Here is a 19,079-nt window from a genome sequence, read left to right on the forward strand (position 1 = left end):
GCTTCTTTGCAAACGATTATCAAAAAGGCTGCCCATGATACTCAATATTGCCGCAATTACGGACAGCGATAAGCTTGAAGAAATCCGATCAGGGCTCGCCAAGCTCGAATGGCAGGACGGACGTGCAACGGCTGGAAAAACAGCCGGACGGGTGAAGGACAATGCCCAAGCGGTGATGAGCAATGCAGCAGGGCGCGCGATGAGCCAGATGATTATGCCGTTCATCACCCAGAACCCCATCGTGAAAGCGGCAGCGCGGCCAAGCCGGACCTCAAACTTGCTCATCAGCAAGACGCAAGATGGGGGCCATTACGGCGCGCATATCGACAATGCGCTGATGGGGAAGGGCGATGCTCAGCTGCGCACCGACATCTCATTCACGCTCTTCCTAAGCGATCCGGCGGATTACGAAGGCGGCGAATTGGTGGTGCAGACCGCCGGTATGACGCAGACGACAAAAGGCGAGGCGGGGCATTTGGTGCTTTATCCCTCATCAAGCGTGCATGAAGTGACCCCCGTGACCAAAGGCACGCGGATGGTAGCAGTGGGTTGGATTGAAAGCCACATCCGCGATGTTGGTCAGCGCGAACTATTGTTCGATCTGCAAAACACACGCGCGTCTTTGGCCGCGAAACTTCCTGCCGGTGCGCCGGAGCTTTTGATGATCGACAAGACCATCGCAAACCTTATGCGGATGTGGGCTGGCCTTTAGCGGGTTGGGCTTGGGCGGCCTTGCGGGGCTTGGTCTTGCGTTTGGCCTGAAGCGAAAACCCGATGATCAGGGCAACACCCACTGTGCTTGGCAAAGCCCAGACGAGCGGGTTGAACACATGCTCTGGAATATAGCGGATTAGCCCCACCGACATGAAAGCAGTGTAGGCAGAAATGCCCATACCGATGAGCGCCCGGAAATGCTCACCCACGTAAGAGCGCGGGGTCGGGGGTGCAGAGCGCCAGATATAAAGCTGCTGAATGCTCATCGCGGCAATGCCAAGGCACGCCACCGCCATCATAAGCGCCTCCCCGATCCCGAAACCGAACCAGAAGCAATAGGCGGCCGATAGCAAAACGGCGGCGATCACGATCTGATAGCGGCCTCCGCGCAATGCGGCACGGTCGCGAGAGTGTTTGACCACCGCAAGGCCATAATCGGCAAAGCCAATCGTGAGGATGCCAAGGTAAAGCATCATCCAGCCAAAGAGCCCCTCAAACAGAACGCGGTCCGTTACGGAGGGAAGCCGCTCTTCGGGCCCGAATAATGAGATCAATGCCATCACGACGGCAAGCGAGCCAGCACCGATAAAGCCGTAGCAACAAATGCGCCCCCAGCGGCGGTGGTTCACTGCGCCCTTTTTGGCGATGATCGGCACCCAAAAGGCGATAAGCCCGGTCGCGCCGGTGATCACATGCAAGACAATGAGAATCTCAAACAGGTGCATGACTTGCTGTGTACAGAAAACTGGACGGTTTGAAAATTGGCGAGGCTTGCCGGTCAGGTGGCTGCCTTAGTGAACCCCTCGCTGTGGCTCGCCGTCTGCGGCTGGGTGAGCAGGCTCACAATAATCAATACGGGGATATGAACCATGAGGCCGAGCATCCCTTCGTGCAGATCGTAAGGGCGCAAATCATTGCCGAAATAACCGCTGAGGAAGAAGAACGCCGCCGTTAGCGAGCCGCTTGCAAAGCCCGCGATGACGCCTGCTGTGGTGGCGCGGCTCCAATACATGGCGGCAACGATAGGAGGGGCAAGCTGGCAGATGATGCCGTACGCGGTCAGCAGCAGCACCACGAGAGAGACGCCGTCCAGCACTGCAAAGGCATAGGAAAGAGCGCCGACCACCAAGACAAGCGCTTGGATCAAACGTCGCCGGGCATTGTCCGACATCTCTTTGTAAGGCTTAATCCCATCCTCAACCGCCACCGATGCAGCGGCATGCATGAGCGAGTCCCCCGTAGACATCGACGCTGACAAAGCGCCTGCGCAAAACAGCCCCACGACAATAGCGGGCAATTCTGCGTTGAGGATCATAAACGGCAAGATGAAATCAGATGATGGTGGCGCTTTTGGATAAAGCACCCCGGCAAACCCGATTAGAAACACTGGAATAAGAAACAACTGAAAGGTCGGAAACAGCACTACGGTTTGGCGCAAAGTGTTGTCCGAGCGCGCGGTAAAGGCCTTCATAAAAAGGTGCGGCCACATCATCAGGCCCACAGCAGAGACTATGATCGCGCTCGAATACCCGCCCCAAGACCATGGCTGACCGCTCGCAGTGAGCTCGGGCATTGTGAGCAAATCAGGCCGCTCTGCCATGATCTGCGTGAACATCTCGCCTACACCGCCATAGAGCGAAATCGGCAGATACAGCCCCAGCGTCCATGCGATGGTGAGCATGAAAATGCCTTGGAACGTGTTGGTCCAGCCGACGGCTGCGACCCCTGAAAACAGGACGTAAATGAGAACGATCCCGTAAGCGACCAAAGCTCCTGCCCAAAGCGGCACATTGCCCTCTGTCACTGCCTCAATCACGATCCCTGCGCCGCGCATTTGCAAGGTGATGTACGGGATGAAAGCCGCCACCGTCAGTACCGCGATCATTACCGAGAGCGCGCGCGATGGGAAACGCCCGCAGATCAGCTGGCCCTGTGTCACATAGCCAAACTTGCGCCCCAAGGCTGCGGCCTTGGGGCCGATAAAGAAATAGGGTGCAATGCCCAGTACGCCGTAGCACAGGATATAAAACGCAGCCGCTCCCCGGCTGTAGGCCCAACCAGGGCCGCCCAAAAATGCGAAGGCGGAGAAAATCGACGCACCAAGCACGAAATACATGACCAGAAGGCCAAAATCCCGGTCTCCTGCGACATATCCAGCAACGCTTTTTGAGGCTCGGCGTCCGGACAAAAGACCGATTGCAAGGGTAAGAGCCAAATAGGCAGCGATCACAAGCGCAATAACGTGCCAGCGTTCCATCAAGTTTCAGTCCTGCGGCCGCGTTTCGCTGATGTAGAGCGCAGCCAAAAGGGAAAGCGCAACACTGATAAGCAGCGCCAAAATAAAGAGGTTAAATGGCAGTCCCAAAACCAAGGGGGTTGGCGTGTTAAAGAGGCCTGCCCCCGGCCAGGTTGTAGCTAGGAGAAAGATCAACAGATAACCCGAGGCAATCGCCCTCATTGTCGCTTTGCTCAAAGATGCGCACTCCCCTTTAGCCCGTATTTAAAGCCAGAAATATGTGTACCCGAACCTGCCCTTGCTTCAAATGGATTGTTGCAACCTGACAATACTAAGCGCCATTCCGGGGGTGTTTTTCGCGCGGTCACAACGCACTTATTTGTAATCTTTGTTGACATTCCAACCGTTAGGTATGGATAGCAATTATGGGCCTGCAATTCTCAGGGGAGAGGGGATGCACTTCACGGTAGCTTTGGTTTGGCCTGCGCTTGCGCTAGTCTTCGCTGGGGCGTTTTTCAGTCTCTGGTACGCTGATCGAAAGCGTGCTCATCTGTTTGGCTTTGGCGTGGGCTTTACCACTCTGTTTGTTGTCATGACGGCGATCATTGCGTTTCCTTGGCTGCGAGACCCATGGTTGATGTCGGCCCTTCATGGACTTTCTTGTATCAGCGTGATCGCAATCGTTTGGGGAGCGACAAGGCGCCTGAACCAGAGAACGCCTTTGATTGGGATGAGCGCAGTTACACTCATTTCGTGCGGCTTGCTCTTCATGTCGCTTCACCAAGCGGAGCATCCGGTTGCATTGCTTGTGCAGAACGGGACAAGCGGGCTCTTGTTTGGAATTGGCGCTGTCTTACTCTGGACGGCGCGCTCGACGAGTGTTCTCGACCGCGTTCTTGTCTGGACAATGGCGTTGCTTGCCGGGGTGAGCTTAGTGCGGCCACTGCTCATCCTTTATCTTCACATCGAGCTAGCGCCGCTTTTTGAGCGCACGATCGAAATTGCTGCGATCAATGTCGTAATTCTAACCGTCCTGACCGCTATATTGGGCTTGTCGCTTATCGTAATTGCGATCCAGGACGCCCTTGAAATCCGCTACGGTAAGGACCGGTCTGATCCTATCTCCGGTTTTCTGGATCAGCGTACCTTCGAGCAGGCTTGTGAGACCGCTGTTGCTAAATCACACCGCTTGAACATGCCTGTCGCATTGGCCATCCTGCAATTCGATTGGTTTGAAAATATCAAGGAGAAATGGGGCCCTGATACCAGCGATATGGTCGTGCGCGAGATTTCTGATGTGGTCAGATCGTGGCAGCGCGACAGTGATTTGATCGGCCGCGTTGGGGAAGATCAATTCGCGATCCTGTTTGTCGGCGTAGGGGCTGATTCCGCACAGAAAATCATCGGCAAGTTGCGTGCGGACGTTGATCACGTCTGCAACGAAAAGATGAGCGGCGTTCTCAAATTCACGCTCAGTTCGTCGATCAGCCGTGCACCATCAGGAATGAGTTTCAAAAATTTGTTCAGCAATACCCTCAAACCTTTGATGCAAGCACAAAGCTTGGGCGCTAATGTGAGTTTCATCAATGGCGCTGAAACAAGGACGTCCGGTCTAGGCTCGCCGCGTGATGGAACTTTCGTTACCCATGGTTAGTACGTTAGCTAAGAGGGCTGCATCTTCAATGCAGCTTGGGGTTAACAAGGCTGTAGAGAATCATGGATCCGGCACACTCGCCGAACGCTTCAAATCTCCTCGGAGAAAGGCGAACTCGCGCGGCCAGAAGGCTGTACGAGCAAAGGCGCATACGCTCTGAACATTTTCAATCCAGCGACCTTTTTGGGGAGCCGGTTTGGGATATTCTGCTTTATTTGTTTCAAGGTCACTCAAATGGCCGCGGGGTAAAGATTGAGAGCGTCGCCATCGCATCAGGATTGCCGTCGACGGCTGCCTTAAGGCGGCTGGAGTTGTTGGAGGCAAAAGGGTTGGTCTTCGCCTACCGTGGCGAGGAAAATGTGTCTCAGATTTACCTTCGCCTCTCATCCAAGGGTTTGTTAGAAATGGCGGGCTATTTGGACCGGATCGCTGAGCGCGACACAAGGTCAGTCGTGCATAATAAGAGGTAATGAGTGAGGCAAACTGGGCTGGCTGAGCAGCATGTCTTTTTCGCTAAATTCAGGACATGCCCGTTTGCCAAATGTTGGGCGCGGCAAGGATTGATCTTGCGACCCCACCTGCGTGACGGGTGTGCTCTACCACTGCGCTACGCGCCCGCCTTTGAAAGCGGTTAAGAGGCGGCTTGCATAACCGCACGATGGTTACAATCATAACGGAACAGCGATAGTGGAAAAGGGGCGCATTTATTGAGGCCTGCTCTCGTGATCAAACGCGGCCTTTGCATTGCGACTGAGCGTGGATCCTCTAGCGGGTGAGCCAAGCACCAATCATCTGACCCAATCCGGCTTTTTCTTCGGCTGAGATGGGGCGAGGGCTGGCCGGACATTCTGCGCAATAAGCCTGCACGCCTTGGGTGCCTGAAAGCATCTTTGCATCGCTTGCCAATTGGGCGATCAGCACATCGCGTTGGCGCTTGGTCATGGCAAAGATGTCTCCGCCGCGCGCCCGAACATCAGGGGCGAAAGCATTGGTCACAAGCTGGCGAATGAGCGAATCGTAATTTCCCGGCTGGCTTCCAAGATACATCGCGCTCCAATCGTCTTCTTCAAGCCCGGCTTCGTTTGCCGCCCATTGCATCGCATCATCCAGTCCGCCGAACTGATCAACAAGTCCAAGCTGGCGCGCCGTGCCGCCATCCCAAACGCGGCCCTGCGCGATGGCGTCCACCTTGTCTGTGGTCATGCCGCGTGCCTCTCCCACGATTGTCAGAAAGTCGGAATAGGTGTCTTCGACGCCGGCTTGAAGGATCGCATCCAGCTCAGGCGTAAAGCCATCGATCAAATCAGGCTGACCCGATAGCGGCGTGGTCCGAAAACCGCCAGCACTCACGCCAATTTCTTTAGCCGTCCCCTCGAATGTCGGGATCACGGCAAAGACGCCAATAGAGCCGGTGATAGTCTCAGGCTGAGCGAAGATGCGGTCGGCCTTGGTCGCGACCCAATATCCACCGCTCGCTGCGACATTGGCAAAAGAAACCGCGACCGGCACATCTTTGTCCGCACGGTAACGCTCAACCGCTTGGCGAATGTCTTCTGAAGCCATAACCGAACCGCCCGGGGAATCGACCCGAACTACGAGACCTTTGATGCTCTCATCACTCAGCGCCTTATCGAGCAGACCCACGATCCGCTCGCCGCCTGCTGTGCCGGGGCCTGCTTCGCCGTCAACAATTATGCCCGCCACTGTGACTACGGCAATTTTGTTGCTGGAAGAACCTGTGCCGGGACCAACATCGGCCAAATAGGGGGTAAAATCGCTCTTGGCATAAGTACCTGGTTTTTTGTCAAAGGCGTCTTCACCAGCGATTTCGGCAATATGTTCGCCAAACTCTACCTTCGTGCCAATTTTGTCGACAAGTCCCGCGTCAAGGGCCGCCTTGGCCAGATCGCCAGAAGATGCCTTGACCCATGCAACAGGATCGGTTGTGACGCGCTCCAGATCAAGTGCGGGACGCGCCTTCTTCACATTGGCCTGCCACTCTTCCCAAAGCGCGCCATAAAGCGCGGCCAGGTTCTCCCTGCTTGCCTCTGAGGGGCCGTCCAAAAGGTAGGGCTCTACGGCGGACTTAAACGTGCCCACCCGGTACACGCGGACATTGACTTTCAGCTTGTCCAAAAGGTCAGCGTAATAAAGGCGCGCACCGCCCGGTCCAACGATCGTCGCGCCGCCGAGAGGGTCGACCCAAACCTCGCTTGCGTGGGAGGCCAGATGCATATGATCATCGCCGTATCCAAGCGCGTATGTGAGGACAGGCTTTTCCGCTTTGCGCACCCGGTCCATGGCATCGGCAATGGACTGCATGTGCACTTGCCCGCCGCCGATGAAGGCGCTCATGTCCATGACAACGGCCTTGACGCGGTCATCGCTTGCCGCTGCATCAAGAGCTCTTACAAGATCGCGTGCACGCAGCTCGACCGGCGGGGCAGAGCCGCTCAGAAGTGTTTGCAACGGGTCAACTTCGCTTTTCTCTTCAACGATGAAGCCAGACATATCAATGAGCAGAGCGCCTTCGCGCACTTGGCCTGGATTGGGCGCTGCTGAAAGGATGCTGAAAAGCGCGATGAAGAAAAGAAGCATGAAAAGAAGGACCAAACCGTCTTTAATCCCTACAATGATTTTCCATGCCTTACCCAAAAAGCTCATTACCGATCCCTTGTCATTTAACGCTTACCGCGCATGTGCCGAACAAACGCGCTCAGTGTGGCTGCGGTTCCTTGGCCTATAACTGGGCACAGGTAAACTTCTAGGGGAAGGGGCGTATTGATGGGTTGAGCAGCGCACAGGCTTCGACTAAGGGCTTGGCTTTAATGAACACGACGCCAAATCCACGCGCGAGCACCGGTCAAGGGCAAAGCTCCAGCGACCCAATCGGCACCCCTATTGGCAATGCTATTGGCACCTCTTTTGGTTCTGGGCGCTTTCCCGAAGGCCGCAGCGCTTTTCCTCACACTGATCTCACCGGCATCAGCCAGCTTGAACGTCACGAGATCCTCTATTTGCTGGCATCCGCACAAGAATGGGTGGAGCTTAACCGGGGCGCTGCGAAACGGGTGGAGCATCTAAGCGGGCTCACGATCATCAATGCGTTTTTCGAGAATTCTACCCGCACACTGCTGAGCTTTGAGATTGCTGGCAAACGGCTTGGTGCGGATGTTGTGAATATGCACGCAGCACAATCGAGCGTCAAAAAGGGCGAGACGCTGATCGACACAGCGATCACCCTCAACGCAATGCGGGCCGATGCGATAGTCATTCGCCACGGCTCAAGCGGCGCGACGCAGCTTATCGCGGACAAGGTCGATTGCCCGGTTTTGAACGCGGGCGATGGGCAGCACGAACACCCAACACAGGCGCTGCTCGATGCGCTTGCCCTTCGCCAGGCGCTTACCGAGCGAGGCGAGGCTAGCGAAGATTTTACTGGCCGCACGGTTCTCATCTGCGGCGATATTTTGCACAGCCGGGTCGCGCGCTCCAACATTCTTTGCCTTCAGGCTATGGGTGCAAGCGTGCGGCTTTGTTCACCGCCTGCACTCATGCCGCAGGGTGTGGAGCGAATGGGGGCTAAGGCATATCACGATTTCGATGCAGCGCTTCTGGGCAGCGATGTGGTCATGATGCTGCGTCTCCAGTCTGAGCGTATGTCGGGCCAATTCATCCCTTCGGCGCGCGAATATCATCACCTTTATGGACTTACCAAAGCAAGGCTCGATAGAGCTGCGCCCGATGCGCTTGTGATGCATCCGGGGCCGATGAACCGCGGCGTGGAGATCGACAGCGAGGTGGCTGATATGCTGGACCGCTCGATTATCACCAGTCAGGTCGAAATGGGTGTCGCTATTCGGATGGCCTGCCTTGATGTGCTCACCCGAAGTGCGCGCGGCGTTGAGGGGTGGGAGGCATGAAGCAAAAGCGCCCGCTCACAATCACCGGCGGAAAACTTGTCACCGGCGGCGGTGTCATCGAAGGCGCGGTGCGGTGCGCCGATGGCCTCATCGAGGCGGCCGGCGCCGATGTGACGGCGCAAGAGGGCGATAATGTCGTCAATGCAAAGGGTAAGCTCATTGCCCCTGGCATCGTTGATCTTGGTGTTTTTGCAATCGACAAACCTGCTTTTCACTTTGGCGGGATCACACGTGCAGCTTTAATGCCGGATCAATCGCCGCCGCTCGATTATCCCAGCCGTGTCAATTACATCGCAAAAAGCGGCAAGCCTGATCTTTGGGTGCATCCGCTCGCTGCGGCGACCAAAGGGCTTGAGGGCGCCGAACTTGCGGAAATCGCGCTAATGCGGGACGCGGGCGCTCGCGGAATTGCAACGGGCCGCCAATGGATCGCGGATAGCGGCGTCATGCTGCGGCTCATGCAGTACGCGGCGATGCTTGATATGGTGGTGGTCACTCATTCGGAGGACACAGGGCTGGTTGGTTCAGCGGCGGCAACCGCTGGCGAATTTGCAACCCGGTTGGGCTTGCCCAGCGCACCTGCCGAGGCCGAAACACTCGCGTTGGCGCGCGATATTGCTTTGGCCGAACTCAGCGGTGCACATGTCCATTTCCGGCAGGTCACAACCGCCGCCGGGTTCGATCTGGTAAGAGCAGCCAAGGCGAAGGGGACAAGGATCACTTGCGGGATTACCCCTGCGCATTTCATGCTTTCAGACCTTGCGACCGCCGATTTCAGGACCTTCTCACGCCTGTCGCCCCCTTTGCGCAGCGAGGCGGACCGCAAGGCGGCTCTTGCCGCGATTGGTGATGGAACAATAGATGTGCTTTCAAGCGGCCATGACCCGCGCGGGCCAGAGGACAAACGCCTTCCGTTTGCTGATGCAGAACCGGGTATGGCCGGCGCTGAAACGCTGCTGGCACTGGTGATGGGACTGGTGCGCGACGAAGTGATCGACATGGGCAAAGCCTTCGATCTTCTGTGCGCTGCTCCGGCAAAGCTTTTGGGTCTGCCTGCGGGCACGCTTGAAGCGGGGTTTGAGGCCGACATTGCGGTAATCGACCCCGATGCGCCATGGGTCGTCGACCGGCGTAAAATGGCTGCAACCGCTGATAACACGCCGTTCGATATGCAAGGTGTGCAGGGTCGCGTGCGCGCTTTGATCAAGGGCGGTGTGGTGATCGAACACTGATATTTGCAGAGGCAAAAAATGCCCCCGATGAGCATCTAAGCTCGCCGGGGGCAGTCTCGCTGAAGCTTGAAATTTCGCTAAAGCGGGGGAACTGATTAGCGTGCAGCAACCCGCACACCGCGCTTAACAGCGCCTGCTGGCGGGCTTGATTTGGCATATGCAAAGCAGCCTCCGCCTGATGCTTTGACCGACCCGCACATGGACCGTGCGGCGCGCTCACCAAAACCAGCGGCGGCAACACGGAAGAATGTGCGGCCATTAACCTGCGCTTCGGTGATGACAACATCGCGGCCTTTGAGGGCGGGATAGCGGCGTTGGAATTCGCGCCACTTTTGCTCAGCCACTTTGCGGCTGTTGAAGGAGCCCAGTTGAACCCGGTGTGTGTCGGCTGAACCCGAAGTGTTAGCGCGCTGCGCTGGGGCACTGGCCCGGCTTGGCGCAGGACGCGCCGCGACGACAGGTGCCGGAGTTGCTGGTGCGGAAACTTTTTGCACCATTTCGTTTGAAACAAATCGCTGGGCGGCCTGTGTCACTGGGCGCGGCGCTGGGCGTGCGGCATTGCTTGGTTTGGCAGATGGCGCAGGCACCGCCTGTGCTACCCGCGGTGCGCTAGCAGAGCTCACCGTCACTTCATCATCGAAGCGGCCTGCATTGAGTGCCATGCTCTCGCTTTGACGCAGCGTTGGCGCGCCCGCGTTAGGGGCCAGAGTTGGTTCCGCTTTCGCCATTTGTGCAGCTTCTACTGCCAGTTCAGGCTGTGATGGGAAATTGGCAAGAGCGAGGTAGGATGGCTGCCCATCGTCGTTCACTGGTTTCAGGCCAAGGAGGTTGGAAACCCGCAGCATGTGATCTTCAGGACGGGCGCTTGCGGCCCAATCTGAGAGGCGAGCATCGAGCTGTGCCGGCGGCACGTCTTCTGATGCCATCACGCGGGCCGCGCGCCAGTTTCCGGCCAATGCATAAGCATAGGCAAGGTTCTGACGGGCTTTTGGCGTGCCGTTTCCGCCGCGAATAGTATCGACAAGAATTTCAACACCGCGATCCGCTTCGCCGGCAAGCGCAAGTGCAAGGCCAAGATCGGCACGCGGAACGCTGTTCTGGCGCTCTTGGAGGATGCGCACCGCTGAACGCCCGTCGCCGAGCGCAATCTTTGCAAGCGCATAGCTGAGCACAGTGCGTCCTCGGTTGTCGCCGAGTTCGATGGCATCACCAAAGGCTGTGGCAGCAGAATCGTACCGGCCAGATTCGAGGTAAGACGAGCCGAGGACTGCGCGATATTCAGGATCACGCGGCCGGGCCAAAACCGCCGTTTCGGCGTGCTCGATTGCCTGGCCTGCTTTGCCCTTTTCAAGGGCGACTTCGGCCTTACTGAAAGAAACCTGAGCAGGCGGCGCAGTTGAAGCGCAGCTCGCCAGTGCTAGGCTTGCAATTGCTGAGCCCACAATGAGGCGGGCTTTGGGGCTGCCAACGCGTGCAGCGGATGCAGTTTGAATTCTGCGAGCCATTTGTCTTTCCCCTAAATTAATCTTGTTCTTGGGCTGCTTATTTGCCCAAAGGGTTAATATTCAGTTTCGTTTCATCCGGTTGGCGAGGGCATCGAGGTCTTCGATCTCACCAAACATTGCATCAATCGCTTCAGTGACGAGCGCTTGTGCGCTGACCCCATGCATGGTTGCTGCGAGGCGGAGTTTGAGGTGGCGGTCTGTATCCAGCCGAAGCGTAAAGGCAGCGCGCCGTTTTGATTTGTCAGAGGCTTTGCTTACCGTCAGCCTTTGCTTAGATGCGGTTTTCTTCGCCGATTTGGATTTTCTGACCGGTGAGGATTTCTGCTTCTTGCGCGACGGCTTGGCGGTTTCATCGCGCACCTCGCCCATATCGTTCCATCCCAGATCCTCAAGCGCATCGGTCTCGGCCAGCGCCATATCGGGAAGCGGTGCCAATTGCGGGCGCATTGCTGGTTTCGCCCCGCCTTTGCGCGCAAGCAAAGTCGGGCCAAGTGAGGCAAAGCTTGGTTCAGACGCAGATTTTGGTTGGGCGCGGCTCATTGCGTTTAATGCGCCACGCGGCGGCCAAACCCGCCTGCTGGACGCTGCACACCATTGGGCTGGGCTTGGTGCCCGGTGCCTGGTGATGCAAACACAGTGCGGCGGAAATTCTTCTCCAGCCGGTCTGAGATATATTTCCACAAGGCGCTGATCTCTGCAGAACTGCGACCCTCTGGTTCCACTTCCATCACGGTGCGGCCATCAATCATGGATGCAGCGAAGTCCGTGCGTTGGTGAAGGGTGATCGGTGCAACGGTGCCGTGCTGTGACAAGGCAACGGCTGCTTCTGAGGTGATTTTTGCCTTTGGCGTCGCCGCGTTGACGACGAAAACAAGCGGCTTGCCTGCCCGTTCGCAAAGATCCACAGTAGCGCCCACGGCGCGCAAATCATGCGGGCTTGGGCGGGTGGGCACAACAATAAGCTCAGCAACCGAAATAACCGATTGGATAGCCATGGTGATCGCAGGCGGCGTATCAATGACCGCAAGCTTGAAACCTTGCTGGCGAAGGACCGCAAGGTCGTTGGCAAGCCGCGAGACCGTAGTTTGAGCAAAAGCTGGATATTCCGCCTCGCGCTCGTTCCACCAATCGGCAAGCGACCCTTGAGGGTCGATATCAATAAGCACCACCGGCCCAGCGCCAGCGCGCTGCGCCTGCACGGCCAGATGCCCGGACAAGGTAGTTTTACCTGATCCGCCTTTCTGCGATGCCAAAGCTAATACACGCAAAACCGGTCCCCCTAAGATGTGACCATGAAATTCACCGCCATTCGCGGCCTCTGTACAAGGGGGATCGCAGACTACCCCTAATTTCCAGTTAACACGGGGCCATGCGCGTTGACGCGCTCGCATATAAATGGGGGCCTCGGGTGATGGATTACTGGCCAGATCAAACATTTCTGGACCCTAATCGCGAACGCGGGTGCATCTACAGTCGCAGCGTCAACGGTTTGCTAACCATTATAACGCTAGGAAACCCTCGTAGAACCCGGCGGACCGGATCAATCAGGGCCCGCCGCATGGATCATAAGGAACCTAGGCGCCATGACACGAGCCACCGTTTTTACACCGAGCATCCTCCGCAGTCTTTTGGGATTAGGAGCGGTAGCCGCCGCATTTTCAGCAAGTTCAGTTGCAGCTGACGTGAAGCAAGGTGTGGATGCGTGGAGCGCAGGTGACTACACCGCAGCGGTTTCACAATGGCAGCTTCCTGCAAGCAATGGAGATGCGGATGCGCTGTTCAATCTGGCGCAGGCTTACCGTTTGGGACGAGGCGTTCCCGCTGACATTGGCCGGGCCCGCGAATTATACGCAGAGGCCGCGCAAAAAGGGCATGTGAAAGCGGCTGATAACTATGGTCTCTTGCTCTTCCAGCAAGGACAGCAAGCAAACGCCATGCCATTGATCCAGGACGCTGCCGAACGCGGTGATCCGCGTGCACGTTACGTTCTTGGTCTTGCGCATTTCAATGCTGACTACGCGCAAAAAGACTGGGTTCGCGCCTATGCGCTTGTGACTTTGTCTAATAGCGCAGGTCTGCCTCAAGCTGCAAACGCGCTTCAACAGATGGACAAGCACATTCCCATGGAACAGCGCCAAATGGCTCAGTCGGTTGCACGTGAACTTGAAGAACGCGCAGCTCAGCGGCGTAGCGCAGAACTCGCAGCGCTCGACCTTGGGTCATCAACGCGCGGTGCACCTGCGACCAATGCACCATTTCCTAAGCAACCTACGCCTGCTTTTGTGGAACGCGCGCCTCGGGGTGCTCCCGTTTCTGCCGCACCTGCGGTTAGAACTGACCCTGTGCCAACGCGGGCCTCTGTCGCTCAAACGGCGCCCCAAATGTCATCGCGAACCGGAGATTGGCGCGTCCAACTCGGCGCATTTGGTGTTAGGACCAATGCAGACCGCCTCTGGTCCAAGCTTCAATCCAACCCAGCGCTATCCGGTACACGCAAAGACCTGGTGCCGGGCGGCAATGTCACCAGATTGCAGGCTGTTGGTTTCTACAGCCGGGCCGAAGCCCAGCGCGCATGCAACAGCCTTAAGCGCGAAGGGCAGGGCTGCCTTGTCAAAAAGCCTTGAGGCATGGCATCCCCTTCATAGGACCGCTTAACCACTGACCCATCCGGGTTCCCTCTTCCCCTAAGCCTCAGCACTGCTAGTGTTGTTAGCATTCAAGGCGCAGGGGATTTCCAGATGAATGCATCAGCAAGCTCAGACCAACCTGTTGGCAGTGAGGCTGAGATGGCGGATGCAAACGCTTCTGAACCGGGTCCTGAACCGAGGCCCGTGACTGCTGGCCCGGTCGTCGCAAAAGATCGCATTGAGACCCTCGATTTCATCCGCGGAATTGCCGTTATGGGCATTCTTGCCGCCAATATTATCGTCTTCGGACAGCCGTTCAATGCGTACACTTATCCCGGCGCGTGGATAGGACCCACCGGTGATCCTGATGGCTGGCTTTGGATTGCTCAGTTTGTCGCTGTCGATGGGAAGATGCGCGGACTTTTTACACTGCTTTTTGGGGCGGGCATGTACCTGTTCATGGAGCGCGGATGGGCCCGGGGCGACACCGCGAAGCTTCAAGCTTGGCGGCTCCTGATCCTCTTCATCTTCGGCTATATCCACTTCCTGTTTATCTGGATGGGCGACATTTTGGCGATGTATGCACTGATCGGCTTGCTCGCGCTCACATGCATCGGCTGGAAAGCCAAAACACAGCTTGCCGCCGGCCTTGCTGGCTATGGTTTTGGGGCCATGGTCTACCTCTTATTCTCCTTCCCCTATTTTGTAACCAATACGGCGCTCGGCGAGGCAGAAGGTATGGAAGAGGTTCGCGAAGGGATGGCTCAAGGCGTCGAGGAGGCGCTTGCCGATGACAAGATTGTTTCAGCGTTCAAGACCTCTGGCGATTACCTTGGTCTGATCCAGCACAGACTGAGCGAAGACTGGTATTTCCCGCTTGCCAACAGCGCTTTCTTCTTCCTTGAGACCCTGCCACTCATGCTTTTGGGCATGGGCCTGTACCGGCTTGGCTTCTTCAGCGGCGCGCTCAATCGCAAGAAAATGATGATCTGGGGCTGGGTCGGTGTCTTGGCCGGTGGGGCTGCGACTTTTGGAATCGGACTGATCGCAAAAGGGGCTGGGTTTGAATATTGGGCGAGCAATGCTGCCTTTATGGCATGGAGCCCGCTTCCGCGCCTCTCTATGGTTCTGGGAATTGCTGCATTGCTGGTCGCCTATTCCCCGGCATGGACCGGGTGGTTTGCAGAGCGGGTGAGAGCTGCGGGTAGGGCGGCATTCACGAATTATCTGGGTACCTCTGTTCTCATGCTTTTTGTGTTCCACGGATGGGCATTGGGCCTTTTTGCCGAACTCAACCGGCCGCAGCTCTATCTGGTCACAGCGCTCACTTGTGCGGTTATGCTCTTGTGGTCCAAGCCTTGGTTGGAGCGCTATCGTTATGGCCCGCTGGAATGGCTGTGGCGATGCCTGACTTATCGCCGGTTGTTCCCGAACAAGCTCTGATTAACCGCGCTCTTGCATCAAACCGGTGGATAGAGGGAGGCCCGTGGCCAAAAATTGGCTTGCTATTGCGATTAATTCGCATATTGAGGTTCTGCAAACGCTTCGCAGGAGAGATTCGAGAGCTTATGTACACTTGCATTTGCAACGCTATTCGCGAAACAGACTTACGTGCAGCTGCGCTAGAGGCTGGCGGTGATGCTGAAGCGGTCTATGCAAGCCTCGGCAAAAAGCCCAATTGCGGGCAGTGCCTTGAGAAAGCTCAGAAAACTATTGAGGAAGAGCGCGCCTTTGTGGCGAGCCTCGATCCGGCGCGCAAACTTTGCGAAGCAGTCGCATTATAAGGCCCGATGTCGCAATTGCGAGTGTTTCTCAAGCCACTGATTTAAAACATAAAATTTGATCACCCCTCTTGCCGAAGCTTGGGGTGTGCTCCTATATTGATGGCCAATCAGCGTCTTAATATAGAGGATATTTACCCATGAAGGGCGACCCCAAAGTCATCGAATTTTTGAACAAGGCTCTCACTAACGAGCTTACCGCGATCAACCAATATTGGTTGCACTACCGCGTGCTCGACGACTGGGGTGTGACCAAGCTCGCCGAATATGAGCGCAAGGAATCCATCGAAGAGATGGAGCACGCCGACAAGCTAGCGGCGCGTATCCTTTTCTTGAACGGGCTTCCAAATTTTCAGGCGATCCACAACCTTCGCGTGGGTGAGACGGTAGAGGAGATCCTCAAGGCTGATATGGCGCTCGAAGAAGACGCGATTCCGCTGCTTCGAGAGGCTGCAGAATATGCCAATTCGGTGAAAGACTTCACATCAGGTCAGCTTTTCGAAAGCATCCTGGATAATGAGGAAGAGCACGTGGACTTTCTTGAGACACAATTCGATATGATCGAACGCATGGGACTCGAAAACTACGTCCAGCTCAATTCAAAAGCTGTGGGCGAGTGAGTTTGCTCAATTAGAGTTACGGAAGGGCGGGGCAGGGGTGCTCCGCCTTTTCTGTTAGAGCGCTACTTCTTCCCGCTAATTTTTCTCTCGGGGGCTGTCGGCTGCCATGAGCGATTCCCGCAAGAAATAGGCAAGCCCCGTGATCAAAAGCCCGATCGTGGTGACCCAAAGAACCGCGACGAGCACACCGATATTGGGCTTTATAAACGCAGAGACGAACAAAAGCGCGATCACAAGGCTGATCACAGCGGCGGCTGCGGTTGAGAACTTGATCGCAATACGCACGAGCCGGCGGCGCTTGGACAGCCATTCCACTTCGACTTCAAACGGTAGACGGCTCAGAAAATCGGGAGTGGGCGAAGTGGAGTTGACGCAAATGCGTTCAATGCGTCCAGCAAGCCACACGAGCCGTTGCATCATAACATTGAGAAGCCCGCCGATCCCCACCAGCAAAAACGCAGGCGCAAGGCTAAGTTCCACCGCCTCGCGCACGCGCGATGTCGATGCAGCCTGCTCTAAGACCTCGCTTGCAACCCCGCTTGCCAAGACATCCAAAATCACGATTTCTGCGTCCCGCTTGAGTAATTGCCCCCGCCTCCGCGGTTGGCGTTGTAGGGGTTCTTAGGCGACTTCAACGTCACGCGCACGGGCACGGCTTCAAAGCCCAATTTCGAGCGGATGCCGTTGATCAGATAGCGCTCATAGCTTTTTGGCAAGTCATCGAGCCGCGATCCGAACACTACAAAGCGGGGAGGGCGGGTGCCTGCCTGTGTGATGTAGCGCAGTTTAATCCGCCTGCCGCCGGGTGCTGGCGGCGGGTTGGCAGCGAGTGCGTCATCGAACCAGCGATTGAGCGCCGCAGTAGGCACGCGTTTGGACCAGCTGTCGCGCAGTGTGAATGCCGCTCCCAGCATCGTGTCGAGGCCCTTACCGGTCTTGGCGCTGACAGAGAATACCGGAAGCCCGCGAACCTGCGCGAGGCCATCGTGAAGCGCTGCTTTAATCCCGTTGAAAAGCGAGGAGGCGTTTTCGGCCACGTCCCATTTGTTGATCGCAATCATCAATGCGCGGCCCTCTTCAAGCGCGAGCGCGGCAATCTTGAGGTCTTGGTGCTCGAGCCCCTGCGTCGCATCGAGAAGCAACACCACCACTTCGGCAAAATCCACCGCGCGCCTTGCATCAGCGACCGAGAGCTTCTCAAGCTTCTCAGTCACATTGCGCTTTTTGCGCATGCCTGCGGTGTCGATCAGACGGATTTCGCGGGCCTCGCCGGTCTTGGGATCACTCCACTCCCAATCAATCGCAATCGAATCGCGGGTGATCCCTGCCTCGGGGCCGGTCAGCAGGCGGTCTTCGCCCAGCAATCGGTTGATGAGGGTCGACTTGCCCGCATTAGGGCGTCCCACAATAGCGAGCTTAAGCGGGCCAAGCGGGGCCTCTTCGTCCTCTTCCAACGGCGCATTTGCAGCAGCCTCCGCCGCATCGGCCTTTTCACCGATGATCGGCCAGAGCCCTCCGAAAAGGTCCGCGATACCCTCGCCGTGTTCAGCGGAAACCGCGAGCGGCTCGCCGAAACCAAGCTCATAACTTTCCAAAACGCCTGCCTCGCCAAGGCGCCCCTCTGCTTTGTTGGCGACCAGAACAATTGGGACGTCGTGTTCGCGCAAATACCGCGCGATCTCATTGTCGAGCGGGGTGAGCCCGGCCCGCGCGTCCACGACAAACATCGCGGCATCGGCGCCCTCCAGGCTGGCTTCTGTTTGTTTGCGCATGCGTCCGGGCAAGGTGAGCTCGTTCTCATCCTCCCAACCGGCGGTATCGACAACCGTGAATTGAAGCCCCGCGATCTCGGCATCACCCAAACGGCGGTCGCGCGTGACGCCAGGCTGGTCATCGACCAGCGCAAGCTTCTTGCCCACGAGCCGGTTAAACAGCGTGCTTTTACCCACATTGGGGCGGCCGATGATGATGACTGTTGGCTTTTGGACGGATTTCATTGAACGGGTGCCTAATGGTGTGGCCGCCAAGTGGCCTCTCGCGGGCGAATAAGCAAGTTTTGTCGCCGCCCAGCCCATAAATGTCGCGCCCCGCACATGTCACGGCCTTTCGAAAAGCGAAACGTCGTAAACTCGGTATTAACCCTTATCCAAAGGGCCATATCAAGATTACCCCATCATTAGGGGTAATTATGAATTGCCACCTTAAACCTTTCATCGCTGCCAGCATTGCTCTGGCGAGCACATCTGTCGTTCTTGCACCTGCCCCCGCTGCCGCGCAAAGTTCGAGCTACTTGCAGTGCGTCCCTTACGCCCGCGAGTTGTCTGGTATCAAGATTTACGGCGACGCGCGTACATGGTGGGATCAGGCAGACGGCAAATATGCACGTGGCAAGCGCCCGCAAAAAGGCGCCGTCATGGTGTTCAAACCGCATCGCAATATGCGCCTTGGCCATGTTGCTTATGTCAGCGAAGTAATCGATTCTCGCACCGTGCGCCTGACCCACGCCAATTGGTCAGAAATTAACGGAAAGCGCGGACAGGTTGAGCGCAATGTGCCAGCGATTGATGTGTCGCCAAACAACGACTGGAGCCAGGTGCGCGTTTGGTACGACCCGATCCAGGCACCGGGACGCACCAAATGGCCGCTTGCAGGCTTCATTTATGGCGATGCTATGTCCAGGCCGCAGCATGCAATGCCGCGCGTGCGGGGACCTGTGAAAGCGAACCCGTCACGAGAATTCCAAAACGCCTTTGCGAAATTCGGCCGCTAAGGCATTTTCGCGATACT

The 19,079-nt window shown here is 56.8% G+C and carries 17 protein-coding genes and 1 tRNA gene; 9 read left to right on the plus strand and 9 right to left on the minus strand.

Annotation, left to right across the window (positions count from 1 at the left end):
• Window positions 1-34 precede the first annotated feature (34 nt).
• Window positions 35-712, plus strand: coding sequence for a Fe2+-dependent dioxygenase (locus tag AC0V60_RS01360; protein WP_486176766.1), 678 nt, complete (start codon window positions 35-37; stop codon window positions 710-712).
• Here AC0V60_RS01360 and AC0V60_RS01365 read toward each other — a convergent pair.
• Together AC0V60_RS01365 and AC0V60_RS01370 are read right to left on the minus strand one after the other, a co-directional pair.
• On the minus strand, window positions 687-1,439 hold the full coding sequence (locus tag AC0V60_RS01365; RefSeq protein ID WP_486176767.1) for a hypothetical protein: 753 nt from the start codon (window positions 1,437-1,439) through the stop codon (window positions 687-689). The genes AC0V60_RS01360 and AC0V60_RS01365 overlap by 26 nt on opposite strands.
• Before the next feature lie 53 nt (window positions 1,440-1,492).
• The gene (locus tag AC0V60_RS01370) at window positions 1,493-2,971 is read right to left on the minus strand and encodes a sodium:solute symporter family protein (protein WP_486176768.1); all 1,479 of its coding nucleotides are present in this window, start codon (window positions 2,969-2,971) and stop codon (window positions 1,493-1,495) included.
• A 433-nt stretch (window positions 2,972-3,404) separates the two neighbouring features.
• On the opposite strand from AC0V60_RS01370, the gene AC0V60_RS01375 reads away from it, so the two are divergent.
• The gene (locus tag AC0V60_RS01375; RefSeq protein ID WP_486176769.1) at window positions 3,405-4,604 is read left to right on the plus strand and encodes a GGDEF domain-containing protein; all 1,200 of its coding nucleotides are present in this window, start codon (window positions 3,405-3,407) and stop codon (window positions 4,602-4,604) included.
• A 545-nt stretch (window positions 4,605-5,149) separates the two neighbouring features.
• On the opposite strand, the gene AC0V60_RS01380 is transcribed toward AC0V60_RS01375, so the two are convergent.
• Window positions 5,150-5,221, minus strand: a tRNA-Val gene (locus AC0V60_RS01380).
• A gap of 148 nt (window positions 5,222-5,369) precedes the next feature.
• Window positions 5,370-7,268: a signal peptide peptidase SppA gene (sppA, locus tag AC0V60_RS01385; RefSeq protein WP_486176770.1), complete on the minus strand. Its 1,899-nt coding sequence runs from the start codon at window positions 7,266-7,268 to the stop codon at window positions 5,370-5,372.
• 164 nt (window positions 7,269-7,432) lie between these two features.
• Here sppA and AC0V60_RS01390 point away from each other — a divergent pair, with 164 nt between their 5' ends.
• A complete protein-coding gene (locus tag AC0V60_RS01390; RefSeq protein WP_486176771.1) occupies window positions 7,433-8,527 on the plus strand; it encodes an aspartate carbamoyltransferase catalytic subunit in 1,095 nt (364 codons plus the stop codon).
• Window positions 8,524-9,759, plus strand: coding sequence for a dihydroorotase (locus tag AC0V60_RS01395; protein WP_486176772.1), 1,236 nt, complete (start codon window positions 8,524-8,526; stop codon window positions 9,757-9,759). The genes AC0V60_RS01390 and AC0V60_RS01395 overlap by 4 nt, the downstream gene beginning before the upstream one ends.
• Before the next feature lie 95 nt (window positions 9,760-9,854).
• On the opposite strand, the gene AC0V60_RS01400 is transcribed toward AC0V60_RS01395, so the two are convergent.
• The 3 genes from AC0V60_RS01400 to AC0V60_RS01410 are packed head-to-tail and all read right to left on the minus strand — an operon-like array spanning window position 9,855 to window position 12,532.
• Window positions 9,855-11,264: an SPOR domain-containing protein gene (locus AC0V60_RS01400; RefSeq protein ID WP_486176773.1), complete on the minus strand. Its 1,410-nt coding sequence runs from the start codon at window positions 11,262-11,264 to the stop codon at window positions 9,855-9,857.
• Between the two features lie 60 nt (window positions 11,265-11,324).
• Window positions 11,325-11,804 carry a type II toxin-antitoxin system HicB family antitoxin gene (locus AC0V60_RS01405; RefSeq protein ID WP_486176774.1) on the minus strand — a complete coding sequence of 160 codons (480 nt, stop codon included), beginning with the start codon at window positions 11,802-11,804 and terminating at the stop codon, window positions 11,325-11,327.
• A 5-nt stretch (window positions 11,805-11,809) separates the two neighbouring features.
• Window positions 11,810-12,532 (minus strand): AAA family ATPase, encoded by a 723-nt coding sequence (locus tag AC0V60_RS01410; RefSeq protein ID WP_486176775.1) that lies wholly within the window; start codon window positions 12,530-12,532, stop codon window positions 11,810-11,812.
• A 315-nt stretch (window positions 12,533-12,847) separates the two neighbouring features.
• Here AC0V60_RS01410 and AC0V60_RS01415 point away from each other — a divergent pair, with 315 nt between their 5' ends.
• From AC0V60_RS01415 to bfr, 4 genes are all read left to right on the plus strand, one after another.
• The gene (locus tag AC0V60_RS01415) at window positions 12,848-13,888 is read left to right on the plus strand and encodes an SPOR domain-containing protein (protein ID WP_486176776.1); all 1,041 of its coding nucleotides are present in this window, start codon (window positions 12,848-12,850) and stop codon (window positions 13,886-13,888) included.
• Between the two features lie 114 nt (window positions 13,889-14,002).
• Window positions 14,003-15,334 carry a DUF418 domain-containing protein gene (locus AC0V60_RS01420; protein ID WP_486176777.1) on the plus strand — a complete coding sequence of 444 codons (1,332 nt, stop codon included), beginning with the start codon at window positions 14,003-14,005 and terminating at the stop codon, window positions 15,332-15,334.
• Between the two features lie 125 nt (window positions 15,335-15,459).
• Window positions 15,460-15,675 (plus strand): (2Fe-2S)-binding protein, encoded by a 216-nt coding sequence (locus AC0V60_RS01425; protein WP_486176778.1) that lies wholly within the window; start codon window positions 15,460-15,462, stop codon window positions 15,673-15,675.
• Window positions 15,676-15,812: 137 nt separating this feature from the next.
• On the plus strand, window positions 15,813-16,292 hold the full coding sequence (gene bfr / locus AC0V60_RS01430; RefSeq protein ID WP_486176779.1) for a bacterioferritin: 480 nt from the start codon (window positions 15,813-15,815) through the stop codon (window positions 16,290-16,292).
• Window positions 16,293-16,367: 75 nt separating this feature from the next.
• On the opposite strand, the gene AC0V60_RS01435 is transcribed toward bfr, so the two are convergent.
• Window positions 16,368-16,853, minus strand: coding sequence for a DUF2721 domain-containing protein (locus tag AC0V60_RS01435; RefSeq protein WP_486176780.1), 486 nt, complete (start codon window positions 16,851-16,853; stop codon window positions 16,368-16,370).
• The gene (gene der / locus AC0V60_RS01440) at window positions 16,850-18,289 is read right to left on the minus strand and encodes a ribosome biogenesis GTPase Der (protein WP_486176781.1); all 1,440 of its coding nucleotides are present in this window, start codon (window positions 18,287-18,289) and stop codon (window positions 16,850-16,852) included. Before der ends, AC0V60_RS01435 begins: the two co-directional genes overlap by 4 nt.
• A gap of 191 nt (window positions 18,290-18,480) precedes the next feature.
• On the opposite strand from der, the gene AC0V60_RS01445 reads away from it, so the two are divergent.
• Entirely contained in the window at window positions 18,481-19,062 is a 582-nt protein-coding gene (locus AC0V60_RS01445) for a CHAP domain-containing protein (RefSeq protein ID WP_486176782.1), read from the plus strand.
• Window positions 19,063-19,079: the final 17 nt, after the last annotated feature.

This window comes from Erythrobacter sp. S259, from assembly GCF_057364965.1.